Source organism: Microbacterium nymphoidis, assembly GCF_021044885.1.
In the GTDB taxonomy this organism is placed as follows: domain Bacteria; phylum Actinomycetota; class Actinomycetes; order Actinomycetales; family Microbacteriaceae; genus Microbacterium; species Microbacterium nymphoidis.
The window spans coordinates 181,863-208,587 of record NZ_JAJNOD010000003.1; the positions used below are offsets into that span (position 1 = coordinate 181,863).

Consider the following 26,725-nt stretch of genomic DNA (forward strand, 5'->3'; position numbering starts at 1 on the left):
ACCAGGAGGAGCGCATGGCGACCACACGGCTGCCGCAGTCGCCCTCCCCGGACGGGCCGCGCGGTCTCGCCGCGCGAGTGAGGCTCGGACGGATCTTCCAGCCGGTGGCCACCGAGTTCGTGCTCATCGCCGCCGTGTCGCTGTTCCTGGCGGTGTTCGGCTGGGTGATGGTGCTGTCGGCCACCAGCGCCGGCAGTGGTGAGTCGCCGTTCGACACCGCGTTCAAGCAGGGGCTGTTCGCTGCGGTCGGCATCCCGCTGATGTTCGTGCTCAGTCGCTTTCCCGTGGTCTTCTGGAAGCGCATGGCCTGGCCCATCATCATCGCGGCCGTCGCATTCCAGATGCTGATCTTCACGCCGCTCGGCATCCATCAGGACGGGAACACGAACTGGGTCGACCTGAAGTTCGTGCAGGCACAGCCCTCGGAGTTCCTGAAGCTCGCGACGGCACTCTGGCTCGGCTTCATCCTGGAACGCAAGCAGGCGCTGCTGAACCGCTGGACCCATTTCGCCATTCCGCTGGTCCCGGTGGTCGTACTCGTGCTGGCCAGCGTGCTCGGCGGCGAGGACCTGGGCACCGCCATGATCATCATGATGGTGGTGCTCGGCGCGCTCTACTTCGCCGGCGTGAAGCTGCGGATCCTGATCGTTCCGGTGCTCCTCGCCGTGGCAGGCATCGTTGCGCTGTCCATCATCAAGCCGGACCGCATCGACCGCATCACCGCCTTCCTCGACCCGACCTGCGGCGTGGACAATCCCCGCTGCTACCAGCAAGAGCATGGCCTGTGGGCACTGGCAAACGGCGGTTTCTTCGGCGTGGGACTCGGAAACTCGACCGAGAAGTACGGCTGGCTGCCGGCCAAGGCGAACGACTTCATCTTCGCGATCGTGGGGGAGGAGCTCGGGCTGCTCGGCTGTGTGGTGGTGCTCCTGTTGTTCGGCATCCTGACCTTCGCGGTGATCAGCATGATCCGCCGCACCGAGGACATGTTCATCCGCATCGTCTCGGGCGGGATCATCGTCTGGATCACCGGACAGGCGCTTGTGAACATCGCCGTTGTCCTGCGCCTCGCCCCCGCTCTGGGCGTACCGCTGCCGTTCCTCTCACAGGGCGGCACCTCGCTGCTGTCCGTGCTGATCGCGTGCGGTGTGCTGCTGAGCTTCGCTCGCACCCTGCCGGTGCGAGGAGCGGCCTCGGGCGCGGCGAAGCGCGCACGCGCATCCCGCACCCCTGTCCAGCGTCTGGACTGACGGCGCACGCGACGATCAGCCGGTCGTGGGAGGATCGGAGTATGACGACGTACCTCCTGGCCGGCGGCGGAACCGCCGGACACGTGAACCCGCTGCTCGCCGTTGCCGATGGCCTGCGCGCACGCGACCCGGAGGCTCACGTGCTGGTTCTCGGGACCAGAGAGGGGCTGGAATCCCGGCTCGTCCCGGAGCGCGGCTACGAGCTGCTGTTCGTCGACAAGGTCCCGTTCCCACGTCGTCCGAACGGTGCCGCCGTGAAGTTCCCCGCCCGTTTCCGTCGCGCGGTGGCCCAGGTTCGCACCCACATCCGTGAGCACGGTGTCGATGTCGTCGTGGGTTTCGGCGGATACGCGGCGGCGCCGGCATATGTGGCGGCCCGGCGCGCCGGCGTGCCTTTCATCGTTCACGAGGCGAACGCCAAGCCGGGACTGGCGAACGTGCTGGGCGCGCGCCGCGCGTCCGGCGTCGGCGTGGCGTTCGAGGGAACGCCGTTGAAGAGGGGTGCGCTGGTCGGCATGCCGCTGCGCCGCGAGGTGGTGGAGCTGGATCGGGCCGCCGCCCGCGCTCAGGCCGCGGAGTACTTCGGTCTCGATGCCGCCAAGCCGACGCTTCTGGTATTCGGCGGGTCCCTCGGCGCGCTCCAGCTCAACACCGCGATCGAGGGCGCGTGGCAGGCGGTCCTGGATGCCGGATGGCAGTTGCTGCACGCGACCGGCGAGGGGAAGGCAGTCACGGACCCTCAGGCGCCGGGGTACGTCGTGTTTCCCTACCTCGATCGCATGGACCTCGCCTTCGCGCTGGCCGACTTCATCGTCTCGCGCTCCGGCGCGGCGACGGTGAGTGAAGTAAGTGCCCTCGGAATTCCTGCTGCGTACGTGCCGTACGCCGTCGGAAACGGTGAACAGCGGCTGAACGCAGCATCGGCCGTCTCCGCGGGCGCGGCCATCCTGATCGAGAACGCCGAGTTCACCGCGGAGGCGGTCCGCTCGCGCATCGTGCCGCTGCTTCAGGATGATGCTGCGCGCGCTCGCATGGTGGCGGCCGCGGAGATGGTCGGCACGCGAACAGGCACCGAGAACGTGATCGAGTTGATCGACGCCGCCCTGGCTCCCTGATTCAGACGTGCAGAGCGCGCTTGACCAGCTCGAGCGCCTCCGCCGGGTCCAGACGCAACGCCCGAATCTGCGATGCGAACCCCGCGGCCGCATCCTGGGCCCGCTGCATCCGGACATCCCCCTGAGCCCGCACGAACGTGCCGTTGCGGCCGCGGGTCTCGATCAGTCCCGCTGCTTCGAGCTCGCGGTATGCGCGCGCGACGGTGCCGGGTGCGATCTCCAGGTCAGCGGCCAGCCGGCGAACCGTGGGCAGCTTGTCTCCCGCGGGAAGCTCACCGGTGGCGATGGCGTCGATGATCTGCACGCGCAGCTGCTCGAACGGCGGTGTACCCGCGGCGGGGTCGATGGTGATCATGCGGATGACTCTCCTCTTGCGGCTGGGGCGGGGGTGGACTGATCGATGCGCATGGCATAGGCGGCGATGACGAAGTTCACGCCGGCCGCGCTGAAGGCCAGGCATACGGGCACGGCTTCCGGGCCGAGGGCGCCGGCCAGCGGCACGGCGACGACGGCCCCGATGGCCGTGATGACGACTCCGGCCTGCACCTGGCGCAGCATGAACAGGGTCTGGGTGCGAAGCGCGCGGTCCCAGGCGAGCTCGCTCCGGTCCTGAAGTGGCTGAGGCCGCGAGAGTACGGCGCGCTCCAGCAGCCGGAAGCCGAACAAGATGGCTGCCAGCGCTGCCAAGATCACTCCGACGGCCCAGATCAGCGCGGACGCGGAGGTCAGGCTCACCGCGATCGTGGCGGCGACGGCCGCGACGACCACCACCCACAGCAGACGGTCGGGGAAAGCGGCGTAGGGGGCCGGTACCGCGTCTTCGATGCCGAGCGATCGCGTGGGCGCCACCCGACTTCCGCCCGGGGCCGGGCGAAAAGTCCGGTGGAGGGCGGAGTGGATCGCCGTGGCGATGGCGACCGCAGGATAGATGAGCAGCAACAGCGCCCAGCCCGCGAACACGTCTGTCCCCAGATGCCAGGCGATGCTCACCGCGCTGACGAGGCAGACGGCGATGGCGGCCATCGCCCAGAGAGTGCTTGTGCGGAGCTGGCGGACCACCGCTGCGAAGGCTGCGGGAGCCAGTCGCGGCAGGTCACGTCGGTCCCCGAAGCGCTGTACCGAGCGCGGAGCTGCGCCCAGCGTCACAAGCAATGCGACCAGCGCTGCGGCACCGCAGGTGACGACGAATCCTGTCAGCTCCATCGGACCTCCTTGTGTCAATACAAAGCTAAACGGATCCGGCGCTCTGTGTCAACACAAACTGTTGGTGGGTGTGCCGTTCGGCCCCGGTGGGGAGGGCCGAATCTAGACTGGAGCGGAAATGATTCGACCCGACTTGAGCCTTCCCATCCCGGATGACATCCGTGCCGCGCACTTCATCGGCATCGGCGGATCCGGCATGAGTGGATTGGCACGCATGTTCCTCGCCCGTGGTATCCGTGTCTCGGGCTCCGACCGCGCCGACAGCCCCGGCCTTCGTGCCCTGGAGGACGCGGGAGCCACGGTCTACGTCGGGCACGACGCCGCGAACCTCGCCGAGGATGTCGACACCGTGGTGCACACCGGGGCGATCTGGCCGGAGAACCCGGAGTTCCTGCTGGGCAAGGAGCGCGGGCTCCACGTGATCCACCGCTCCCAGGCCCTGCACTGGCTCATCGGGGGGCGCCGGCTGGTGTCGATCGCCGGCGCACACGGGAAGACCACCTCGACCGGCATGGTGGTGACGGCGCTGCAGGCACTGGGGGAGGATCCCGCGTTCGTAAACGGCGGCGTGATCGCGCAGCTGGGCGTCTCCAGCGGGAGCGGCGCGGACGAGCTCTTCGTGATCGAGGCCGACGAATCCGACGGCACCTTCCTGCTCTACGACACCTCTGTTGCGCTCATCACCAATGTCGACCCCGATCACCTGGACCACTACGGCTCCCGGGCGGCGTTCGACGACGCCTTCGTGCGATTCGCCGACGAGGCCCGCGAGGCCGTGGTGATCTCCTCCGACGATCCGGGCGCCGTCGCCGTCCGCGCGCGCGTGCGTCATCCCCGGGTGCTGAGCTTCGGGTTCGCCGACGACGCGGACTTCCGCATCACCGACGTGGACACCACGCGGGGCGTGGCCTTCTCGATCACCCACTGTGAGGAGACGGTGTCGATCCGCCTCGCCGTCACCGGCGCGCACAACGCCGTCAACGCCACGGGAGCCGTGGCGGTGCTCGTCGCTCTCGGCCATGACTTCACCGCCGCCGCGCGCGCGATGGAGGGCTTCCAGGGCACGGCGCGACGCTTCGAGCTTCACGACACCGTCCGCGGCGTCCGCGTCTTCGACGACTACGCCCACCATCCGACCGAGGTCGATGCAGCGCTGACGGGTGCCCGCACGGTCGTCGGCTCAGGACGTGTCATCGCGCTGCACCAGCCGCACACGTACAGCCGGACGCAGCTCATGTTCGCGGAGTTCGCCGAGGTGCTCGAGAACCGCGCCGACCTGACCGTGGTGCTGGACGTCTACGGCGCGCGTGAGGACCCGGTCCCCGGGGTCACCGGTGAGCTTGTGAGCGGCGCCTTCGCCGACCCCGCACGCGTGCACTACGAACCGGACTGGCAGGGCGCTGCGGACTACATCGGCGAGATCGCCCGCGAGGGCGACATCGTCGTGACCCTCGGCTGCGGAAACGTCAATCTGATCATTCCGCAGGTGCTGAACGCGCTCGGACGGAACGCGGACTAAGCGTGCGCCGACCGCAGCAGCCGCCGAGACCGCCGCGTCGCGAGCCGGAGCGTCCCGCGACGCCGGACATCGACGAGGTTTCCCCGGCGGCTGCGCGGTCGCGGGCCGACGCGTCCGTGAGCCCGGACGAGGTGGACACCGCCGTCGACTACGAGGACGTGCGCGCGTGGGTGAGTCTGGACGATGCTGCCCCCATTCCCGTGGGCGCGCCGTCGACGGCGGCGGATGAGCATCAGACGCAGGAGCTCGACGACCTGCGCGACCCTGCGGGCGACGACGAGTTCGCCGGATTCGGCACCGGTGCTGCGCGGCGCTTCGGCCATGCGCCCGTGATCGATCTCGACGCCGCTCGCCCAGAGCCGGTGGAGAACGAGGGAGCAGACGCTGCGGATCGGCCTCGTAGCCGGTTCGGACGCGGTCGCGCACAGCGGGAAGCCGCGGACGACTCGCCCGATGAGCAGGCGATCGGGCGCTGGCGGGACGTCTGGCGTGCCACGCGTGCCCGTCGCCGTGCGCTGCGCACCGAGATGCGTCGTTTCACGGTGCGCAGCAGGCGCCGCCGACTGGCCTGGATCGTCTCGATCGCGACGCTCGTGGTCGTGGCGGGCGGCTCCTATGCCGCTGCATACAGTCCGTTGTTCGCCATCGAGAAGGTGACCGTCGTCGGGGCCAGCGCGCTCGATCCCACGGCGCTCGAGCAGTCGCTGCAGTCCCAGCTCGGCCGCCCGCTGGCTGCGATCGACGCCAGCGAGGTGAAGGCGGCGCTGGTGGGGTTCCCGATGGTGGAGACCTATTCCATCGAAGCCCGCCCCCCGCACGAGATGGTGCTGCGCATCGTGGAGCGCACACCGGTGGGCGTCATCGCCTCCGACGCGGGATTCACCCTGGTGGACGCTGCAGGCGTCGCGCTGTCGACCACCCCGGAGGTGCCGCCGGGACAGCCCGTGATCTCCGCAGCCGGCGGGGCTGGCTCGGAGGCCTTCGTCGCGGCGGGTCTCATCATCCGTTCACTTCCCGAGACCATCCGCCCGGCGGTCACGGCGGTCTCCGCGACCACCGCGCAGGATGTCACTCTCACTCTCGCCGGCTCCGGGGTGACCGTGATCTGGGGTGGCAGCGACCGCTCGGCAGAGAAGGCGCGCGTGCTGACGGCCACGATGACGGCGAGCCCTCCCGGTCAGGTGTCGACGTACGACGTCTCGTCGCCGAGCGCCGTCGTCGTCCGCTGACGTCCGAACCCCGCGTGTCGCGGCCGTTCTGGCCGACACGCGGCGTGGCATGAGGGCAACAGCGGTTCCAGGCGCATACCGTCAGGACTGGTAAATGTATACCCAGCAATACTTTAACCTTCTACCTGAGGGTGAAGGTTTACCAGAGGGTTCACACGACACGGAGGCCGGCATGAGCCAGAACCAGAACTACCTCGCCGTGATCAAGGTCGTCGGCGTCGGCGGTGGTGGCGTCAACGCCGTCAACCGCATGATCGACCTCGGCCTGCGCGGCGTGGAGTTCATCGCGGTCAACACGGACGCCCAGGCGCTGCTGATGAGCGACGCGGACGTCAAGCTGGACGTGGGGCGCGAGCTCACCCGCGGCCTCGGCGCGGGAGCGGACCCCGAGGTGGGCCGTCGTGCCGCCGAAGACCACTCGGACGAGATCGAGGAGGCGCTGCGCGGCGCCGACATGGTGTTCGTCACGGCCGGTGAGGGTGGCGGTACCGGTACCGGTGGCGCCCCCGTCGTCGCGAAGATCGCGAAGTCGATCGGCGCCCTGACCGTCGGTGTCGTCACGAAGCCGTTCTCCTTCGAGGGCCGACGTCGTCAGCAGCAGGCCGAGCAGGGTGTCGCGCGGCTGAAGGAGGAGGTGGACACCCTCATCGTGGTGCCCAATGACCGCCTCCTGGAGATCAGCGATCGCGGCATCTCGATGATCGAGGCTTTCGCTACGGCTGACCAGGCGCTCCTGGCCGGTGTGCAGGGCATCACCGACCTCATCACCACGCCCGGTCTCATCAACGTCGACTTCGCCGACGTCAAGAGCGTCATGCAGGGCGCTGGTTCCGCCCTCATGGGAATCGGATCCGCGCGCGGTGCCGACCGTGCGATCAAGGCTGCGGAGCTCGCCGTCGAGTCGCCCCTGCTGGAGGCGTCGATCGAGGGTGCCCACGGCGTGCTGCTGTCGATCCAGGGTGGTTCCAACCTCGGCATCTTCGAAATCAACGATGCCGCTCAGCTGGTGAAGGAAGCCGCGCACCCCGAGGCCAACATCATCTTCGGAACGGTCATCGACGACACCCTCGGCGACGAGGTGCGCGTCACGGTGATCGCCGCCGGTTTCGATGCCGGTGAGCCCACGCCTCGCCTCGAGCTGCCCACGGTCGCCCAGCGTCCCGCCGCAGAGGAGGAGAAGGCCCCCGCCGAGGAGGAGAAGAAGGCTCCGGCCGAGTCGGCGGCACCCGCGGGCGCCACCCCGGCACCCGCCACTCCCGTGCTGCCGGACCTCGGCGGATTCGACTCCGCGTTCGATGACAACGACATCGACATTCCCGACTTCCTCAAGTGAGTACGCTGCAGTCACGCCTCGCGGACGTCGATCGCCAGATCGACGCCGCGATCCGTGACGCCGGGCGACAGCCCTCTGAGGTCACACGGATCGTCGTGACGAAGTTCCATCCGGCCTCGCTCGTGCGCGAGCTGGCCGAGCTGGGCGTCCGCGACGTCGGTGAGAACCGGCAGCAGGAGCTCACCGCGAAGCGGGCCGAGCTGGCGGACCTCGGTGATCTGCGATGGCATTTCATCGGGCAGGCGCAGACCAACAAGGCGCGACAGGTCCGCGCGGCGTCGTCCGTCGTCCACTCGGTCGATCGCATCCGCCTCGCTGATGCACTGCATGCCGCCGCTCCCGCGGACGGAGACGTCCTGGACGTCCTGGTGCAGGTGAACCTCACCGACGACGCGGGCCGTGGCGGGGTGGCCCCGCAAGAGCTGGACGCCCTGGCGGAGCATGTGCTGGGGCTGGACTCGTTGCGCCTGCGCGGCATCATGGCGGTTGCCCCGCTGGATGAGCCGCCCGCGTCGGCGTTCCGTCGCCTCGCTGGATACGCCGAGCGCGTCCGGGCTCTCGCGCCGGAGGCACGTTGGATCTCCGCCGGGATGAGTCACGACTTCGCCGAGGCGATCGCCTGCGGCGCGACACACCTGCGGATCGGTTCCGCAATCACGGGCGAGCGACCCGCCCGGGGATAACCTGCAACAAGACGAGCACAATCACGGAGGACGCGATGTCGAACCCGCTCAAGAAGACGATGGTCTACCTCGGTCTTGCCGACGAGGAAGAAGTCTACGAGGAGCCCGCAGCGGAGGCGCCCGTGCGCCAGCGTCCGCGTGAGGTGGCCCGGGAGGAAATCGTGGAAGAGTCAGGCGTCACCGCACCCGTCACTCCGCTGCGCCGTCCGGCCGTGGTGCGTCAGCCCGCGGCGGGTCCGGTCAGTGAGATCCTGACCGTGCACCCCAAGGCCTACAAGGATGTCCAGGGCATCGCCGAGAGCTTCCGTGACGGCGTGCCGGTCATCATGAACCTCTCGCAGATGTCGGACGCGGAGGCGCGTCGCCTCATCGACTTCGCCAGCGGCCTCGCCAGTGGTCTGTACGGTCGCATCGAGCGGGTGACCAACAAGGTCTTCCTGCTCTCGCCGGAGAACATCGCGATCTCGGGCGACGGCGGCATCGCACACGCCGACGCCGACGCCTTCTCGCAGTCCTGAGCTCGTAGTGGGTTTCGCGGTCTCTCTCATCGCGAAGATCATCGTCTTCGCGCTGAATCTGTACCTGCTGGCGTTGCTCGCGCGCATGGTGCTGGATCTCATTCCGGCCTTCAACAGGGAATGGCGTCCGCAGGGCTTCGGCCTCGTGCTGGCGGAGATCGTCTACACCATCACCGATCCGCCGCTGAAGTTCTTCCGGCGTTTCATCCCACCCCTGCGTCTCGGACCGGTCGCGATCGACCTGTCTTTCACCGTGACCTTCATCCTCTGCCTGGTGCTGATCACCTTCGTCGGCGTGCTCGGGGATGTCTTGGCCGGTTGACGGGTGGGGGAGCTATGCTGAAATCTCGGAGCGAGCGTCCCATGGAATCGCACCTGGACCTTGACCTTCCTGAAGTGAAAGAGGAGCCATCATGGCATTGACCCCGGATGACGTCGTCACCAAGCAGTTCCAGCACGTCCGGTTCAAGGAGGGCTTCGACCCGGACGAGGTCGACGACTTCCTCGACGAGATCGTCGTCGAGTGGCGCAAGACCATCGAGGAGAACACCGAGCTGAAGGCGAAGCTCGCCAAGTACGAGTCCGGTGAACTCGCTGCTGCCGCTCCGGCCGAGGCCGCTCCTGTCGCCGCTGCTCCCGCTGCCGAGGAGCCTGCACCTGTCGTCGAGCCCGCTCCCGAGCCGGAGCCCGTCGAGGCACCTGCTGCCGCCGGCCAGCCCGCTGCTGCCAGCGCAGGCATCATCGAACTTGCACAGCGCCTGCACGACGAGCACGTCGCCGAGGGCAAGGCCCAGCGCGACCAGCTCATCTCCGACGCTCAGGCTCAGGCTGCGAAGATCATTGCGGACGCCGAGGAGAAGAGCCGTCAGGAGATTGCACGCCTCAACGAGGAGAGCAAGACCCTCGAGGGCCGTATCACGGAGCTCCGCGGCTTCGAGCGCGACTACCGTTCGAACCTGCGCAAGTACATCGAAGGCCAGCTGAAGGACCTCGACACCTCCGGCAGCGCATCCGGCACCACGCCGGTGTCCGCCGTCGGCCTCTGATCCTGAACGGATGACCGTCAGGAAGCCACTTCCTCGGGCGGCGGCCAGTGCGATCATCGCGATCATCGCGGTGGTGGCGCTGGCCGCCGACCAGTTCACCAAGCACCTCGTCCTGCAGAACCTGCAGGAAGGGGTGTGGGTCAACGTCATCGGCGAGTTCCTCCGCTTCACGCTGACCTTCAACCCCGGTGCCGCGTTCTCGATGGGCGAGGGCGTCACCTGGATCTTCTCGCTGGCCCTGGCCGGCGTCGCCATCGCGATCATCGTGCTGATGTTCACGCGCGTGAAGTCCCGGCTCTGGGCCGTGGTTCTCGGCGCTCTGCTGGGCGGCGTGCTCGGCAATCTCACCGACCGCCTGTTCCGCGCACCCGGATTCCTCGTCGGACACGTGGTCGACTTCATCAACACGCCATGGATGATGCCCGCCATCTACAACGTGGCGGACATGTTCATCGTGACCAGCATGATCTCGATCGCGATCATCGTGCTCGTCGGCGTTCGCATGGACGGCACGCGCGAAGCGAAGCCCGATGCCGCTGAAGCGAGCGTGCAGGCCACGGGGAGCGGACTGGTGCTCGGGGCGATCGACGACGAGGATCGCTATGAGAGTCGACGCGAGCGCCGTGACCGCTTGGCCGCGCAGTCGACGTCGGAAGGGACCACGAAGATGACCGAGAACCGTCGCGAAGAGGCTGAGGCCGAAGCCCTCGCCGAAGAGCAGGCCGCCGTCGCCGAGGAGCTGTCGGACGTCGACGCCCAGGACGCCGACGCCGCGGACACCGCTACCGAGAGCGCCCCCGGGAACCCGGACACCCTTCCGGCGCGTCACGACGCGTGAGCGTGGAGTCACGCTCGTTCGTCATCGACGGCGACGCGGACGGATCGCGCGTCGACGCCGTGCTGGCGCGACTCATCGACGTGTCCCGCACATTCGCTGCGGAGATCGCGGAGTCCGGTGGCGTGTTCGTGGACGGCCGCCCCGTAGGCAAGTCCGACCGCGTGGGGGCGGGTGCCCGTCTCGATGTGGCGTGGGAGCCCAAGCGCGACCTGGAGGTCGTGCCCACAGCGGTCCCCGAGCTGGGGATCATCCACGACGATGACGACATCGTCGTCGTGGACAAGCCCGCGGGCGTGGCCGCCCATCCCTCGTTGGGGTGGGACGGCCCCACGGTCGTGGGCGCGCTCGCCGCCGCCGGCTTCCGCATCGCGACCTCCGGAGCACCGGAGCGCCAGGGGGTCGTGCATCGCCTCGATGCCGGAACCAGCGGGCTCATGGTGGTCGCGAAGTCCGAACGTGCGTACACCCTGCTCAAACGCGCGTTCAAGGATCGCACCGTCGAGAAGGTCTACCACGCCATCGCGCAGGGCTACCTCGATCCGCTGGCAGGAACCATCGATGCTCCGATCGGACGGCATCCCGCACACTCGTGGAAGTTCGCCGTGCGTCCCGAGGGGAAAGACTCCGTCACGCACTACGAGACCCTCGAGGCCTTCGTCGGCGCTTCGCTGCTGGAGATCCACCTGGAGACCGGGCGCACGCACCAGATCCGGGTTCACATGGCGGCGATGAAGCACCCCCTGGTCGGCGATCCGCTCTACGGCGGGGATCCGAAGCTCGCCGCGCGGCTCGGCCTCGGCCGGCAGTGGCTGCATGCACATCGCCTGGCGTTCGAGCATCCGGGAACCGGTGACTGGGTCACCTTCGAGTCGCCCTATCCCGCCGATTTGCAGCACGCGCTGGACATTCTCGCCTCGACGTAGTTGGTGTGCGACACGCCCGGGAATCTGTGTATGAACCATCGCGGTCCTGCGAGTGAAGCACTGGTGTGAGCACAGACAGTGACATCATCCGGAGATCCCGCGACGACGCGCGGGCCTTCGCCGAGCTGTACGACCGGCATGCACGGCCGATCACGGGTTTCGCGATCCGGCGGGTGGGCGAACATGCGGCGGACGACATCGTCAATGAGACGTTCCTCACCGCCTTTCGCCGGCTGAGCGCCTATGACCTGCGTCAGGAGAGCGCCCTGCCGTGGCTGTTCGGCATCGCGTCCAACATGGTGCGCCGGCATCGTGCCCAAGAGGCGCGCCATTGGCGTGTGCTGGCGCAGCTTCCCGCCTGGCGAGAGGAGCCGGGCGACGACACCGAGGGATCGGATAGGGCGCTGGACGCTCGCCGGGAACTCGCTCGGCTGGCGCCCGCGATCGGGTCGTTGTCGAGGCGTGATCGCGAAGCACTTCTGCTGTACGCGACCGGCGAGCTGACGTACGACGAGATCGCTCGGGCACTCGGTGTGCCCCTCGGCACGATCCGCTCCCGGCTGAACCGGGTCAGACGTCACATCGCCGCACATGGCGTTCCGCGCGCCGCGTTGGTCAGCACAGAATCGGAGGGCACGGAATGAACGACATCCTGGACGACCTGCGGCGGATCCTGCCGTCGGATGAAGCCGACGAGCAGCGTCTTCGGCGCAACAGAGCGGTGCTCCTTCAGGAGCTCACCCGGCGCCCGGCGCCGCGCGGGCGGTTGGCGCTACGCGTGGGTCTGGTTGCCACCGCCACGGCCGCCGTCGCCGGAACGGTGACCGTGCTCGCGCTGAACCCGGCACCCGCTCCCGCGCCGATGGCTGTGACCGAATCGGCGCCTGTGCCGATATCGTCTCCGACGCCGACCGATCCGCCGGCACAGCCGACGGCGACGCCCGCGCCGACGACGCAGCCCGCACCCGCACCGCCCACGGTGACGGGCGTGCTGGCGCAGGCCGCGCAGGCCGCTGCGTCGTCGGCAGTGCCGACTTCGGGATTTCGCCGTGTCGAGGTCACCGAGACCGCGCTGACGCAGGAGGGTCACACCGAAGACGGCACGAGTCTCGGTGATCTGGCGGATCCGGAGTACGTCGATGTCGCGACTCTCGACACGATGAGATGGAATCTGTATCTGCCGATGGAAGGCGATGGCACCTGGATCAGGCAGGTGGCGGGCACACCGACACGAGAGGCCCTGTGGGGGCGTGAAGATCGCGCGACCCCGGTGCCCGACTTCTCGAACTCTATCGGGCAGGCGTCCAGCTACCTGCCCAACTGGGCGTACTACGTGCTGCGGCCCTCGCGCTTCGCGGATCTTCCGCGCGACCCGCAGGCGCTGCTGGACCTAATCACCCAGGAACGCGGCGACGATGCGGGGTGGGTGATCCTGCACACGCTCTGCATGGGGTACGCGCCGGCTGATCTCCAGGCGGCGTTGTTCGAAGCTGCACGGCTCTTGCCGGATGCCGAACTGCTGGAATCCTCCGCAGGGACGGCCGTCATCGAGTGGCGCGAGCCGACCCCTGAGCCGGGCAAGCGGTTCCGGCTGACCATCGACACCGAGACAGGGCAAGTCGTCGCCTCCGACTGGTGGTGGGGGCGGGCGTCGTTGCTGCTCGGCACGCCTGACGACATTCCCGACCTCCATCGTGAGCTGAGCGGGACGTTCGTGGACTCGGCGCCCGATACCGCCTACTGACGCGCGGTGAGCCGCCCGCCGCCGGCTCGCATGTCCGCGGCGGCCGGTAGGCTCGGAGGGTGACAAGCGACTCCTTCGTGCACCTCCACGTCCACAGCGAATACTCCATGCTGGACGGGGCGGCGCGCCTCGGGGCGATGGTCGCGGAGGCCGAGAAACAGGGCATGCCGGCCATCGCCGTGACCGATCACGGCAACACCTTCGGAGCCTTCGAGTTCTACAAGACCGCGAAGGCCGGCGGCGTGAAGCCGATCATCGGCATCGAGGCGTACGTCACCCCCGGCACCCACCGCAGCGACAAGACGCGAATCCGGTGGGGTACGGCCGAGCAGCAGTCCGATGATGTCTCCGGATCCGGTGCCTATACGCACATGACGATCTGGGCCGAGAACAACACCGGTATGCACAACCTGTTCCGGTTGAGCTCGCTCTCCAGCATCGAGGGCTACTACTTCAAGCCCCGCATGGACCGTGAGCTGCTGAACACCTACCATGAGGGCCTCATCGCCACGACCGGCTGTCCGTCGGGGGAGATCCAGACGCGTCTGCGACTGGGGCAGTACAACGAGGCGCGGGCGGCCGCCGCGGAGTTCCAGGACATCTTCGGCAAGGAGAACTACTTCGCCGAGATCATGGATCACGGCCTGGACATCGAGCGCCGGATCATGGGCGATCTGCTGAAGATCGCGAAGGACCTCAACATCCCGCTCGTCGGCACCAACGACCTTCACTACACGCACCGGCACGATGCGGATGCTCACGCCGCTCTGCTGTGCGTGCAGTCCGGCTCCACTCTGGACGATCCGAAGCGGTTCAAGTTCGACGGAGACGGCTACTACCTGAAGTCCGCGGCCGAGATGCGCGATCTGTTCCGCGATCACCCGGAGGCCGTCGAAAGCACGCTGCTGATCGCGGAGCGCTGCAACGTGGAGTTCGACACCGAGGCGAACTACATGCCTCGATTCCCGGTTCCCGAAGGGGAGACGGAGGAGAGCTGGTTCATCAAGGAGGTCGAGAAGGGACTGCACTACCGCTACCCGGACGGCATCCCGGATGACGTGCGCAAGCAGGCCGACTACGAGGTGGGCATCATCACCCAGATGAAGTTCCCCGGCTACTTCCTTGTGGTCGCCGACTTCATCAACTGGGCCAAGGACAACGGCATCCGGGTGGGTCCCGGTCGTGGCTCCGGTGCAGGCTCCATGGCTGCCTATGCGATGCGGATCACAGACCTCGACCCGCTGCCGCACGGCCTCATCTTCGAGCGCTTCCTGAACCCCGATCGCGTGTCGATGCCCGACTTCGACGTCGACTTCGACGACCGTCGCCGCACCGAGGTGATCAACTACGTCACCGAGAAGTACGGCGATGCGCGCGTCGCGCAGATCGTCACCTACGGCACGATCAAGGCCAAGCAGGCCCTCAAGGACGCCGGCCGCGTGCTCGGCTTCCCCTTCAGCATGGGGGAGAAGCTCACCAAGGCGATGCCCCCGGCGGTGATGGGAAAGGACATGCCGCTGACCGGCATGTACGACCCGGAGCACCCGCGCTACAAGGAGGCGAGCGAGTTCCGCGCGGTCGTGGACAGCGACCCCGAGGCCAAGACGGTGTTCGACACCGCACTGGGCATCGAGAACCTCAAGCGACAGTGGGGTGTGCACGCTGCCGGTGTGATCATGTCCTCGGACCCCCTGATCGACATCATCCCCATCATGAAGCGCGAGCAGGATGGCCAGATCGTCACCCAGTTCGACTACCCGGCGTGCGAATCGCTCGGCTTGATCAAGATGGACTTCCTGGGGCTGCGAAACCTCACGATCATCTCCGATGCGCTGGACAACATCACCGCGAACCGGGGGGAGACGCTCGATCTCGAACACCTCCCGCTCGACGACAAGGCGTCCTACGACCTGCTGGCCCGCGGTGACACACTCGGTGTCTTCCAGCTCGATGGCGGGCCCATGCGCTCACTGCTCCGGCTCATGAAGCCGGACAACTTCGAAGACGTCTCCGCCGTCATCGCGCTGTATCGTCCGGGGCCGATGGGCGCCAACTCGCACACCAACTACGCCCTGCGCAAGAACGGTCTGCAGCCGGTCACCCCGATCCACCCGGAGCTCGAGGAGCCGCTGAAGGACATCCTGGACATCAGCTACGGTCTGATCATCTACCAGGAGCAGGTCATGGCCATCGCCCAGCGCGTGGCGGGCTTCTCTCTCGGGCAGGCAGACATCCTCCGCCGGGCGATGGGTAAGAAGAAGAAGTCGGAGCTGGACAAGCAGTACGAGGGCTTCCACGACGGCATGGTGGAGCGCGGCTTCGGCGAGGGCGCCATCAAGGCGCTCTGGGACATCCTGCTCCCGTTCTCGGACTACGCCTTCAACAAAGCCCACTCCGCCGCCTACGGCCTGGTCTCGTACTGGACGGCATACCTCAAAGCCCACTATCCCGCCGAGTACATGGCGGCGCTGCTCACCAGCGTCGGCGACTCCAAGGACAAGATGGCCCTGTATCTCAACGAGTGCCGCCGGATGGGCATCAAGGTGCTGCCACCGGATGTCTCGCAGTCCATCAAGTACTTCGCCGCCGTCGGTGAGGACATCCGCTTCGGCCTCGGAGCGGTGCGCAACGTCGGCTCCAACGTGGTGGATGGAATCGTCGAGGCCCGCGCCGACGGTCCGTACCTCTCATTCCACGACTTCCTCAAGCGCGTTCCCGCCCATGCAGCCAACAAGCGCACCGTGGAATCGCTGATCAAGGCAGGCGCTTTCGACTCGATGGGCTATACCCGCCGCGCCCTGATGGAGATCCACGAGGACGCGGTCGATGCTGCGGTGGCCGACAAACGCAAGGCCGCCACCGGGGCGATCGGCTTCGACTTCGACAGCCTGCTGGGCGAGGACGAGACCTCCACCACCTCCTACGTCCCGGAGCGACCGGAGTGGACGAAGAAGGACAAGCTGGCGTTCGAGCGCGAGATGCTCGGCCTCTACGTCTCCGATCACCCGCTGGCGGGATTGGAGATGGCCCTCGCCAAGCACGCGTCCATCGGGATCGAGACGCTGCTCAGCAGCGAGGACATCAACGACGGCGATCAGGTCACCGTGGCGGGACTCGTCACCAGCGTGCAGCACCGTGTGGCCAAGGCCAGCGGCAACCCCTACGGCATGATCACGGTCGAGGACTTCTCCGGTGAGATCACGGTCATGTTCATGGGGAAGACCTACCTGGAGTTCCAGCACGCGCTCCAAGCCGACTCGATCCTCGCGGTCCGTGGCCGGGTCTCCCGGCGCGACGACGGTATGAACATCCACGCACAATCCGCCATGACACCGGACGTCGGCTCCCTCGATGCCAGCTCAGAGCTCACCCTGGTGCTCTCGGAAGCACGCGCGACGGAGCGGGCGATGATGGAACTCGCCGACATCCTGCGCCGAAACGCGGGGGACACGGACGTGATCCTGAAGATGCACCGCGGACGCAGCGCCAAGGTCTTCGATCTGCCGTACTCCGTCGGCCTCACGGCAGAACTGTTCGGCGAGCTCAAATCGCTGCTCGGCCCGCAGTGCCTGGGGTGAGAAGACGGTGACTGATTCCTCAGGCGGAGAGTTCCGCAACCCCTATGCACCCCTGCCGCCGTCACCGCCGGGTGGCGTGCCCGCGCCGGTCGACATGGACGGCGCGCGTCCCGCGGCGAACCCGGCTCCGCCGCAGCGGGTGAGAGCGCGGCGCCGAGCTGCAGGACAGGCGCGAGATGCCCAGCGGTCGCGATCTCTCCCCTCAGAGCGCTCGACGGCTGGACCGGGCTCTGCGGCCTCCGCCGCTCCCACCTCAGCCACGGCGGCACCGACGGCGCCTTCGTCCGCTGATGCGCGCCCGTCCGGCGACCCGTGGCAGAGTCTGGTCGATCTCAGCGCTGTCGTCGCCGCACCGCCGCGCCAGCCGCTCCGGGTCGGCACCTTCACGCTGCGTGAGGTGCTCGTGGTCGTCCTGGGTCTCGCGCAACTCGCAGCCGGGTTCGTCTCGGTCTCGCCCGGGCCCTATCATCCGGTGATCGCTCTCGGCGTGCTCTGGGTGATGATCATCGCCCTGCCGGCCGGCGCCGTCGTCCTCACCGTCGTGCGTCGCTGCTGGGCGCCGCAGGTGCGGGTCGGCATGTTCAGCGTCGACGCATTCATCGCGGCCGCATCCGTCAGCGCGCTGCTGGGGTGGCTCAACGTGATGACGCTGGGCCCCGTGGCCTGGTTCGGATGTCTGCTGGCCGTCGGGTTCGTGGCGATCGGGCTGGCCGGTTCGCTGATCCCGGGGCTGCGCGAAGACTTCACGACCAGGCCGGCCGCCCTCGCCCATCCGTCCGATCGGCCGCTGCGCCCGCGAGCTGGGGAGAGAGCCGTCGCCGGCACCGACGCGATCCTCGTCAGCGCGGGGGACGCCGCGCGTGGCGTGGTGCCTTCGGTTCGTGCGGTCACCATGTTCCCCGCTGCCGGTCCGTTTCGGCATCCGGTCCCACGTGTGATCGGAAGCGGAATGGACGAGGCCTCTCTCACGTCCCCACGAATCGACGATGGCCACGGCATCGCCGCGGCCTTCGGCTCCGCGTCGGCCGATGACGGTCACCGGACGGGTGCCGCTCCCGTGGCGGATAGCATGGGGGAGGCCGCCCCGGCCCCCGGCTCCCCGATGGACGCGCCCGCAGTCGCGGGAGGTGTCGACGCGAAGACGGAGTCTGAGGGCGACCGGGCAGGAAGCGGTTCCGAATCTCCGGCGCACCGGGGCTTCTGGATCCTCGTCCCCGAGGAGCGCATCGCGGTCGATCCGTTGGGTCGTCCGATGTTCCCCGTGGGACCGTCCGCATGGACGCTCGCCCTTGAAGACCGCGGGGACCGCCTGCTGGTCCGCTCTGCGGACGGGCGCGTGGGACTCCTCACCGACCTGACCGGAGTGATCAGAAACTGATGCGCACCATCGACCTGCGCGGGCAGCAGCTCTCGCCCGCAGAACTTCTCGCCGTGGTCCCCCGGGGCGCCGACGCGCATGCGAACGCGCAGGTTGTCGCGGCGGAGATCGTCGCAGACGTACGCGCGCGTGGTGAGGAAGCCCTCCGCGAGCAGGCGGCGCGCTTCGACGGAGTCGAAGGTCACGCCATCCGCGTGCCGCGTGAGCAGCTGGATGAGGCGCTCGCGAGCGTCGATCCCGCCGTGCGGGCAGCACTGGAGGAGTCCATCCGCCGGGTGCGTCTGGCCTCTGCGGCGCAGGTTCCCGCGCCGCAGGTGACCGAGATCGCTGACGGTGCCCGCGTCACGCAGCGCTGGCAGCCGGTCAACCGCGTGGGCGTCTACGTCCCGGGCGGTAAGGCTGCGCTGTCCTCGAGCGTCGTCATGAACGTCGTCCCCGCTCAGGTGGCAGGTGTGACCTCCATCGCGCTGGCATCGCCACCGCAGCGCGAGCACGGGGGCCGTGTCCACCCGACCATCCTGGCTGCGGCGGCGCTCCTCGGCATCGAGGAGGTCTATGCGGTGGGCGGCGCGGGTGCCATCGGCGCCCTCGCCCACGGCGTCTCCGCGCTCGGCCTGAACCCGGTGGACGTGGTGACCGGACCGGGAAACAACTTCGTGGCCGCCGCCAAGCGCGTGGTCTCCGGCACGGTGGGCATCGACGCCGAAGCCGGCGCCACGGAAATCCTCGTCGTGGCCGACGACACCGCCGACGCCGCGCTCGTTGCCGCCGACCTGGTCAGCCAGGCCGAGCACGACGAGCAGGCAGGCGCGGTGCTCGTCACCGACTCTCCGGCGCTCGCCGACGCCGTCGTCGCTGCGGTCGACGCGCGGGTGGGAAGCACCAAGCACGCGGAGCGCGTTCGAGCCGCACTGGCCGGTCCGCAGTCCGCGATCGTGCTGGTCGACTCGCCCGAGGCCGCGTGCGCCGTCAGCAACGCCTACGGCCCGGAGCACCTGGAGCTTCACATCCGTGACGCCGCCGCCGCGGCCGCCGGATACACCAACGCGGGCGCGCTCTTCATCGGACCCTCGTCGCCGGTGAGCCTGGGCGACTACCTCGCCGGCTCGAACCACGTCCTGCCGACCGCCGGCTCCTCCCGCTTCGCCGCGGGCCTCGGCGCGCACACGTTCCTGCGACCGCAGCAGATCATCGAGTACTCCCGCGAGGCGCTGGAAGCGGTGCACTCCGACATCGTGGCCATGGCAAACGCCGAGGACCTGCCGGCGCACGGCGAGGCGGTCACCGCACGCTTCGCCTGACACGCGGATCCTGGCAGTTCGGTGCGCGCCGTCCCGGGTGGGACGGCGCGCACCCGCGTGTGCCGTATTCTGTGGAAGCCATGCATTGCCCGTTCTGCCGCCATTCCGATTCCCGCGTGATCGATTCGCGTACCAGCGATGACGGTCTCTCGATCCGTCGTCGTCGTCAGTGTCCCGAGTGCGGAGGACGATTCTCCACGCTGGAGACCGCGAGCCTCGGCGTGATCAAGCGCTCCGGCGCGATCGAGCCGTTCAGCCGTGACAAGGTCGTCTCCGGTGTCCGCAAGGCCTGCCAGGGCCGCCCCGTCACCGACGCCGACCTCGCACTGCTCGCCCAGCGGGTGGAGGAGGCCGTGCGCCAGACCGGCCAGAGCCAGATCGACGCGAACGAGATCGGTCTCGCCATCCTGCAGCCGCTGCGCGAGCTCGACGAGGTGGCGTACCTCCGCTTCGCCAGCGTCTACCAGGCCTTCGAGTCCCTCGAGGATTTCGAGGCCGCGATCACGGATCTGCGCGCGGACCACGCGCGGCCGGTGCGCGCGGCCGACTGACGCATCACCGTGGCGGATGCGCATCCGCGTCGCCGGTAATCTGGAAGGCGATGTATGCCTTCGCCTTCCGCGTGTTCTTCTCGAAGCTCGATCCCGAGACGGCGCACCATCTCGTCAATCCGGTCATCCGCCTGATCGGTCTGCCGCCGTTCTCCTGGATCGCCCGTGCTCTCACCCGTCCCGCGGCGTCGACACGTACCAAGGCCCTCGGGCTGTGGTTCCCCTCGCCGTTCGGTATCGCCGCCGGCTTCGACAAGGATGTCCGGATGGTGCGCGGGCTGGCTGCCCTCGGATTCGGGCACGTCGAGGTGGGAACCGTCACGGCCATCGCCCAGGAGGGCAACCCGCGTCCGCGCCTGTTCCGCCTGATCCCGGACCGGGCCATCGTGAACCGCATGGGCTTCAACAACCACGGAGCTGCGGCCGCGGCGCACCAGCTCGAGAAGCTCCGCCGGCGCACCCCCGACATCGTGATCGGCGCCAACATCGGCAAGAGCCGAGTGGTGGACGTCGACGATGCCACCGCCGACTACGTCCGCAGCGCGAGTCTCGTCGCCCCGCACGCCGACTACCTCGCGGTCAATGTGTCGTCACCGAACACACCGGGCCTTCGCGGTCTGCAGGCTGTCGAGACACTCGCGCCGCTGCTGCAGGCGGTGCGCGAGGCGGCTGGCGACACGCCCGTGCTCGTCAAGATCGCGCCCGATCTCACCGACGACGAGATCACGGGGATCGCCCGCCTCGCGGTGCGCGAAGGGCTGGCCGGAATCATCGCCACGAACACCACGATCTCGCGTGAGGGCCTGCGCACCGATGCCGCGGTCGTCGAGGCAGCCGGTGCGGGTGGATTGTCCGGCGCTCCGCTTAAGGCTCGCTCGCTGGAGGTGCTGCGCACGGTGCGTTCGGCTGTCCCCGAGGACTTCTGCGTGATCTCCGTCGGCGGCGTCGAGACCGGTGCGGATGTCCGCGAGCGGCTGGCGGCCGGCGCCACCCTCGTGCAGGGCTACAGCGCGTTCATCTACGAGGGCCCGTTCTGGGGCCGCAAGCTCAACCGGGCCCTCGCCGCTCACTGAGGGAAGACGGAGGGCCCCGATCCACGCGGATCGGGGCCCTCCGTTCAGTTTGCTCACGCGGGGTACTGGCCGCGCTTCACCTGAGGCTTCGGCAGACGGATGAAACGCATCTGCATGGATCGCATCGCCGAGTACCAGCCGAGACCGCGCTCGAGACGGTCCGCACCGTACTTCGCCGCGAGCTTCTTCTTGACATTGCGAGCGAGGATCAGCATGTCGCCGATCATGAGCAGCACGTAGACGAAGAGGACCATGAAGGCGATGTAGTAGACCTCGGTCACCGGGATCATCGACGTCAGCAGCACGAGGATCATGATCGGCATCACGAACTCGCCGAGGTGGAAGCCGGCGTCGACGTAATCGCGGGCCCAGCGCTTCTGGGGACCCTTGTCGCGGGCAGGCAGATACTTCTCCTCGCCGTTGGCCATGCCGTCACGGGCGCGGTTGCGCTGCTCGTTGAGGCGGGCGCGTGCTGCGGCCTTGGCCTCCTTGGTGTCGGGCGCGAGGGGACGGCGGCGCGCGGCCTCCTGCTCGGCGCGGGAGGGCGTCGCACGCCCCTTGCCGACGGCGGGCGTCGCTGCCTCGTCAGGGGTGGGGGTTTCGGCTTTCTGCGCCACGGATGACCTCTCGTCGTCGTCGGGAACCCTTCTAAGATTACCCGCATGACCTCTGAGCAGCATCCGCACCCCGAAACGCTGTCCGACTCCGATTCCGCCATCCTCGCCGCGGCACGCGCCGGTGTGCCTGCAGCGCTCGCCGACCTCGGCGGCCTGGTTCGGATCCCGTCCATCGCCTGGCCCGCCTTCGATCAGACGCAGTTGCAGCGCAGCGCTGCCGCCGTCGCCGAACTCGCCGAAGGCACGGGAGTGTTCGATTCGGTTCGCGTGACGACGGCGGCGATTCCCGGAACCGACGAGCACGGGCAGCCCGCGGTGCTCGCCACCCGCGCCGCCCGCAACGGCAAGCCCACCATCCTCCTCTACGCGCACCACGACGTGCAGCCTCCGGGAGATGAGGCGCTGTGGGACACCCCGCCGTTCGAGCCCACCGTGCGTGACGGGCGCCTCTACGGTCGCGGCGCAGCCGACGACAAGGCCGGCATCATGGCTCACATCGCCGCCATCCGTGCGCTGGTGGAATCGGCGGGAGCGGACTTCGATCTCGGTATCGCGATGTTCATCGAGGGCGAGGAGGAGTACGGATCACGATCGTTCGCGCAGTTCCTGCAGGACAACGCCGATGCTCTGCGCGCGGACGTGATCGTCGTCGCCGACTCCGGCAACTGGGACTCGCACACCCCGGCGCTCACCGTTTCGCTGCGTGGCAACGCGCGTTTCACCCTGACGGTGCGCACCCTGGAGCACGCCTCGCATTCCGGGATGTTCGGGGGAGCGGTGCCCGACGCCATGCTCGCCACGATCAAGCTGCTCGGCACGCTCTGGGACGAGAACGGCGCGGTCGCGGTCGAGGGCCTCACGGTGCGCGACGCAGAGACGCCGGACTACTCCGAGGAGACGTTGCGCGATGAGGCCGGGCTGCTCCCGGGCGTCTCACCCATCGGCGACGGCACGATCCTCAGCCGCATCTGGAACAAGCCGTCCGTCACCGTCACAGGCATCGACTTCACCTCGGTGGCCAACGCCTCCAACACCATCTCACCAGAGGTGACCGTGGTGATCTCCTCCCGTGTGGCACCGGGGCAGCGGGCCCAGGATGCCTACGCCGCCCTGGAGGCGCACCTGCGCGCCCACGCTCCGTTCGGCGCCGAGCTCACCTTCAGCGACGTCGACTGTGGGGACGGGTTCCTCGTCGACACCAGCGGCTACGCCGTCGACATCGCGCGAGGCGCGATGCACGACGGATACGGCCGGGCCCCGGTCGACTTCGGTGTGGGCGGCTCGATTCCCTTCATCGCCGACCTCGTGCGTGACTTCCCCGAAGCGCAGATCCTGGTGACCGGTGTGGAGGACCCGCACGCCCGTGCGCACAGCCCGAACGAGTCGCTGCACCTGGAGACGTTCGCCAACGCGATCGCCACCGAGGCGCTGCTGCTGAACCGCCTGAACGAACGAACCGCCTGAATCGGCCCGCAGCTGCGGACGCGCCGGTAGAATCGACACAGCCCGAACGCGGCGACACGCTTTGGAGGAACCATGACGGACACCACCCTGGACACGCAGGCGCCGGCGCACGGCGTCACCCTCACCACGGCGGCCTCCGCCAAGGTGAAGAGCCTGCTGGAGCAGGAGGGGCGTGACGATCTTCGTCTGCGCGTCGCCGTCCAGCCCGGCGGATGCTCCGGCCTGATCTACCAGCTCTACTTCGACGAGCGCTACCTCGAGGGCGACGAGACCGTCGACTTCGACGGCGTCGAGGTCATCGTGGACAACATGTCGGTGCCGTACCTGGACGGCGCGGCCATCGACTTCAAGGACACGATCAGCGAGCAGGGCTTCACCATCGACAACCCGAACGCTGCAGGCAGCTGCGCGTGCGGTGACAGCTTCCACTGAATCCGCACCCCCCACGATCGGCGTCGACCCCGCACGGGGCCGGCGCCGATCGTCATTTCGTGCACGGACGCGCGTTATCCGATCGTGACGGGACAGGCGATTCCACGGGCGAAGCGAGCCTCCTCGCGCGACGCGCCGGGGGAGTGCACTCGGATCCGAGCCGAACACGCCGACAGGATGTCGGCAAAACGGCGAACCGCTGGACGGATGGCCTGAACAGCGTGTGAGGTTGCTCTAGACTGAGAGTTGACTGATTAGCGATCCGAAAGGTGCATCGTGCCGTCCAAACGTCACCTCCGCTGGGCCGCCCTCCCCGTCGGGCTGGGCGCAGGCGCCCTCGTTCTTGCCGGCTGCACGCCGCAGGAGCTCAACGGTTTCCTGCCCGGCTTCATGGACGACAGCGGTAATGCGCTGCCTCCTGCCACCAACCACACCGAGATGGTGTCCGGCCTCTGGACCACCTCGTGGATCGTCCTGCTCGTGGTCGGTGCGATCACGTGGGCGCTCATGCTCTTCGCGGCCGTGGCCTACCGTCGCCGCAAGGGCCAGACTGGCCTGCCCGTGCAGATGCGCTACAACATGCCGATCGAGATCTTCTACACGATCGTCCCGTTGATCCTGGTCGTCGGCTTCTTCTTCTTCACCGCACGCGACCAGGCGATCCTGGAGACGCAGTACGAGGACCCCGACGTTTCCGTCATCGCCACGGGCAAGCAGTGGGCCTGGGACTTCGAGTACCAGGGTGACTCGGCCGACGGTTCGGACGACGTCTGGAGCATGGGCGTTCAGGCCCAGCCCGACAAGGACGGCAACGTCAACCAGGACGCGCTTCCCACGCTGTACCTTCCCGTCAACAAGACGGTGAAGATCCAGCTCGAGTCGCGTGATGTGGCCCACTCCTTCTGGATCATCGACTTCCTGTACAAGAAGGACCTCTACATCGGTCGCGACAACTTCTGGTCGTTCACCCCCACGCGTGAGGGGACCTACCAGGGCAAGTGCGCCGAGCTCTGTGGCGAGTACCACTCGATGATGCTGTTCAACGTCAAGGTCGTCAGCGACGCCGAGTACGAGGACTACCTCGCATCCCTGAAGGAGAAGGGCCAGACCGGCTCGATCCAGGACGAGTACGACCGCCTCTCCAACCTCCCCGGCACCGGGGCGCACTCCAGCGAGGAGGAACACTGACATGACGACGACCGTCGAGCCCACGCCGGCTGAGAGCGTCCGTCCCACCACGATGCCGCCTCGTCAGGCAGCACTGATGAGCAGCACCCGGGTGGAGCAGAAGGGCAACATCCTCGTCAAGTGGATCACGTCCACTGACCACAAGACGATCGGGTACATGTACCTCATCGCCTCGGTGATCTTCTTCCTCCTCGGCGGTGTGATGGCCCTCATCATCCGCGCCGAGCTGTTCGCTCCGGGCATGCAGATCGTGCCCACCAAGGAGCAGTACAACCAGCTCTTCACGATGCATGGCACGATCATGCTGCTGATGTTCGCGACGCCGCTGTTCGCGGGCTTCGCGAACGCGATCCTGCCGCTTCAGCTGGGAGCGCCGGATGTGGCCTTCCCGCGTCTGAACGCCTTCGCGCTGTGGCTGTTCCTGTTCGGCTCCATCATCGCGGTCGCCGGATTCCTCACCCCGCAGGGAGCCGCCTCGTTCGGATGGTTCGCCTACCAGCCGCTGGCGAACGCCTCGTTCTCGCCCGGCGCCGGAGGAAACCTCTGGATGGTCGGTCTGGGTATGAGCGGTTTCGGCACGATCCTCGGTGCCGTGAACTTCATCACGACCATCATCACGATGCGTGCCCCGGGCATGACCATGTGGCGCATGTCGATCTTCTCGTGGAACACGCTGGTCACCAGCCTCCTGATCCTGATGGCCTTCCCCGTGCTGGCCGCGGCCATGTTCGCCGCTGCCGCAGACCGCATCCTCGGATCGCACGTCTACGACCCGGCCAACGGCGGCGTCCTGCTCTGGCAGCACCTGTTCTGGTTCTTCGGTCACCCCGAGGTGTACATCATCGCCCTGCCGTTCTTCGGCATCGTCTCGGAGATCTTCCCGGTGTTCAGCCGCAAGCCGATCTTCGGGTACAAGACGCTGATCTACGCGACCATCGCGATCGCTGCGCTCTCGGTGGCCGTGTGGGCTCACCACATGTACGTCACCGGCGCCGTCCTCCTGCCGTTCTTCGCGCTGATGACGATGCTCATCGCGGTGCCGACCGGTGTGAAGATCTTCAACTGGATCGGAACGATGTGGCGCGGATCGATCACCTTCGAGACACCCATGGTGTTCGCCCTCGGCTTCCTGGTCTCCTTCGTCTTCGGTGGTCTCACCGGTGTGATCCTGGCCTCGCCGCCGCTGGACTTCGCGCTCAGTGACTCGTACTTCGTCGTGGCGCACTTCCACTACGTCGTGTTCGGCACCGTCGTGTTCGCCATGTTCGCCGGCTTCTACTTCTGGTGGCCGAAGTGGACCGGACGCATGCTCAATGAGCGTCTCGGCTACGTCCACTTCTGGATGCTGTTCATCGGCTTCCACATGACGTTCCTCATCCAGCACTGGCTGGGCGTCGACGGCATGCCGCGTCGTTACGCCGACTACTCGGAGTTCGACGGCTGGACCTGGCAGAACCAGGTGTCCACCATTGGTGCCGTGATCCTCGGTGCGTCGATGATCCCGTTCTTCCTGAACGTCTGGATCACCGCTCGCAAGGCGCCGAAGGTCACCGTCAACGACCCGTGGGGTTACGGCGGATCGCTCGAGTGGGCCACGTCCTGCCCGCCGCCGCGTCACAACTTCACGTCGATCCCGCGCATCCGTTCGGAGCGACCGGCATTCGATCTGAACCACCCCGAGGCAGCTGAGGGCTTCGTTCCCACGGCAGCCGACGCGGTCACTGCTGGAGAGGCGAAGTAAC

At 67.8% G+C, this 26,725-nt stretch carries 25 protein-coding genes; 22 read left to right on the top strand and 3 right to left on the bottom strand.

Features of this window, described 5'->3' with window-relative positions:
- Positions 1-14 precede the first annotated feature (14 nt).
- Positions 15-1,250, top strand: coding sequence for a peptidoglycan glycosyltransferase FtsW (locus tag LQ566_RS12570; RefSeq protein WP_231092051.1), 1,236 nt, complete (start codon positions 15-17; stop codon positions 1,248-1,250).
- Positions 1,251-1,291: 41 nt separating this feature from the next.
- Complete coding sequence (locus LQ566_RS12575) at positions 1,292-2,365, top strand: UDP-N-acetylglucosamine--N-acetylmuramyl-(pentapeptide) pyrophosphoryl-undecaprenol N-acetylglucosamine transferase (protein ID WP_231092052.1); 1,074 nt, start codon at positions 1,292-1,294, stop codon at positions 2,363-2,365.
- A gap of 1 nt (position 2,366) precedes the next feature.
- Here the strand turns inward: LQ566_RS12575 and LQ566_RS12580 are convergent, their stop codons facing one another.
- Entirely contained in the window at positions 2,367-2,720 is a 354-nt protein-coding gene (locus LQ566_RS12580; protein ID WP_231092053.1) for a GntR family transcriptional regulator, read from the bottom strand.
- Positions 2,717-3,568 (bottom strand): hypothetical protein, encoded by an 852-nt coding sequence (locus LQ566_RS12585; protein WP_231092054.1) that lies wholly within the window; start codon positions 3,566-3,568, stop codon positions 2,717-2,719. Before LQ566_RS12585 ends, LQ566_RS12580 begins: the two co-directional genes overlap by 4 nt.
- A 118-nt stretch (positions 3,569-3,686) precedes the next feature.
- On the opposite strand from LQ566_RS12585, the gene murC reads away from it, so the two are divergent.
- The 16 genes from murC to LQ566_RS12665 all read left to right on the top strand — a co-directional run bounded on the left by murC (position 3,687) and on the right by LQ566_RS12665 (position 21,282).
- A complete protein-coding gene (gene murC, locus LQ566_RS12590) occupies positions 3,687-5,087 on the top strand; it encodes a UDP-N-acetylmuramate--L-alanine ligase (RefSeq protein ID WP_231092055.1) in 1,401 nt (466 codons plus the stop codon).
- Positions 5,088-5,089: 2 nt separating this feature from the next.
- Positions 5,090-6,316 (top strand): FtsQ-type POTRA domain-containing protein, encoded by a 1,227-nt coding sequence (locus LQ566_RS17690; protein WP_231092056.1) that lies wholly within the window; start codon positions 5,090-5,092, stop codon positions 6,314-6,316.
- Positions 6,317-6,488: 172 nt separating this feature from the next.
- A complete protein-coding gene (gene ftsZ, locus LQ566_RS12600; RefSeq protein WP_231092057.1) occupies positions 6,489-7,649 on the top strand; it encodes a cell division protein FtsZ in 1,161 nt (386 codons plus the stop codon).
- Positions 7,646-8,332: a YggS family pyridoxal phosphate-dependent enzyme gene (locus LQ566_RS12605; protein WP_231092058.1), complete on the top strand. Its 687-nt coding sequence runs from the start codon at positions 7,646-7,648 to the stop codon at positions 8,330-8,332. Before ftsZ ends, LQ566_RS12605 begins: the two co-directional genes overlap by 4 nt.
- Positions 8,333-8,367: 35 nt before the next feature.
- Positions 8,368-8,850: a cell division protein SepF gene (locus LQ566_RS12610; protein ID WP_231092059.1), complete on the top strand. Its 483-nt coding sequence runs from the start codon at positions 8,368-8,370 to the stop codon at positions 8,848-8,850.
- Between the two features lie 7 nt (positions 8,851-8,857).
- On the top strand, positions 8,858-9,172 hold the full coding sequence (locus LQ566_RS12615) for a YggT family protein (RefSeq protein ID WP_231092060.1): 315 nt from the start codon (positions 8,858-8,860) through the stop codon (positions 9,170-9,172).
- Between the two features lie 91 nt (positions 9,173-9,263).
- Positions 9,264-9,896, top strand: a complete 633-nt coding sequence (locus LQ566_RS12620) for a DivIVA domain-containing protein (RefSeq protein ID WP_231092061.1) — start codon at positions 9,264-9,266, stop codon at positions 9,894-9,896.
- A gap of 10 nt (positions 9,897-9,906) precedes the next feature.
- On the top strand, positions 9,907-10,734 hold the full coding sequence (lspA, locus tag LQ566_RS17695) for a signal peptidase II (protein WP_308070943.1): 828 nt from the start codon (positions 9,907-9,909) through the stop codon (positions 10,732-10,734).
- 2 nt (positions 10,735-10,736) lie between these two features.
- Positions 10,737-11,657 (top strand): RluA family pseudouridine synthase, encoded by a 921-nt coding sequence (locus tag LQ566_RS12630; RefSeq protein WP_231092142.1) that lies wholly within the window; start codon positions 10,737-10,739, stop codon positions 11,655-11,657.
- 65 nt (positions 11,658-11,722) lie between these two features.
- Positions 11,723-12,301 (top strand): RNA polymerase sigma factor, encoded by a 579-nt coding sequence (locus LQ566_RS12635; RefSeq protein ID WP_231092062.1) that lies wholly within the window; start codon positions 11,723-11,725, stop codon positions 12,299-12,301.
- Positions 12,298-13,401 carry a hypothetical protein gene (locus LQ566_RS12640; protein ID WP_231092063.1) on the top strand — a complete coding sequence of 368 codons (1,104 nt, stop codon included), beginning with the start codon at positions 12,298-12,300 and terminating at the stop codon, positions 13,399-13,401. The genes LQ566_RS12635 and LQ566_RS12640 overlap by 4 nt, the downstream gene beginning before the upstream one ends.
- A gap of 107 nt (positions 13,402-13,508) precedes the next feature.
- Entirely contained in the window at positions 13,509-16,979 is a 3,471-nt protein-coding gene (gene dnaE, locus LQ566_RS12645) for a DNA polymerase III subunit alpha (protein ID WP_231092143.1), read from the top strand.
- Between the two features lie 7 nt (positions 16,980-16,986).
- Positions 16,987-18,357, top strand: coding sequence for a hypothetical protein (locus tag LQ566_RS12650; RefSeq protein WP_231092064.1), 1,371 nt, complete (start codon positions 16,987-16,989; stop codon positions 18,355-18,357).
- Complete coding sequence (hisD, locus tag LQ566_RS12655; RefSeq protein ID WP_231092144.1) at positions 18,354-19,658, top strand: histidinol dehydrogenase; 1,305 nt, start codon at positions 18,354-18,356, stop codon at positions 19,656-19,658. The genes LQ566_RS12650 and hisD overlap by 4 nt, the downstream gene beginning before the upstream one ends.
- Positions 19,659-19,738: 80 nt before the next feature.
- Entirely contained in the window at positions 19,739-20,209 is a 471-nt protein-coding gene (nrdR, locus tag LQ566_RS12660; RefSeq protein ID WP_231092065.1) for a transcriptional regulator NrdR, read from the top strand.
- Between the two features lie 50 nt (positions 20,210-20,259).
- Positions 20,260-21,282 (top strand): quinone-dependent dihydroorotate dehydrogenase, encoded by a 1,023-nt coding sequence (locus tag LQ566_RS12665; RefSeq protein ID WP_231092066.1) that lies wholly within the window; start codon positions 20,260-20,262, stop codon positions 21,280-21,282.
- Positions 21,283-21,335: 53 nt separating this feature from the next.
- Here the strand turns inward: LQ566_RS12665 and LQ566_RS12670 are convergent, their stop codons facing one another.
- Positions 21,336-21,899 carry a DUF3043 domain-containing protein gene (locus LQ566_RS12670; protein ID WP_231092067.1) on the bottom strand — a complete coding sequence of 188 codons (564 nt, stop codon included), beginning with the start codon at positions 21,897-21,899 and terminating at the stop codon, positions 21,336-21,338.
- Positions 21,900-21,944: 45 nt separating this feature from the next.
- Between LQ566_RS12670 and LQ566_RS12675 the strand changes: the two genes are divergently transcribed.
- From LQ566_RS12675 to ctaD, 4 genes are all read left to right on the top strand, one after another.
- Entirely contained in the window at positions 21,945-23,363 is a 1,419-nt protein-coding gene (locus tag LQ566_RS12675) for a dipeptidase (protein ID WP_231092068.1), read from the top strand.
- 72 nt (positions 23,364-23,435) lie between these two features.
- Positions 23,436-23,795, top strand: a complete 360-nt coding sequence (erpA, locus tag LQ566_RS12680) for an iron-sulfur cluster insertion protein ErpA (RefSeq protein WP_231092069.1) — start codon at positions 23,436-23,438, stop codon at positions 23,793-23,795.
- Between the two features lie 276 nt (positions 23,796-24,071).
- Entirely contained in the window at positions 24,072-24,983 is a 912-nt protein-coding gene (gene ctaC / locus LQ566_RS12685; protein WP_231092070.1) for an aa3-type cytochrome oxidase subunit II, read from the top strand.
- A 52-nt stretch (positions 24,984-25,035) separates the two neighbouring features.
- Positions 25,036-26,724: an aa3-type cytochrome oxidase subunit I gene (gene ctaD, locus LQ566_RS12690; protein WP_231092145.1), complete on the top strand. Its 1,689-nt coding sequence runs from the start codon at positions 25,036-25,038 to the stop codon at positions 26,722-26,724.
- Position 26,725: the final 1 nt, after the last annotated feature.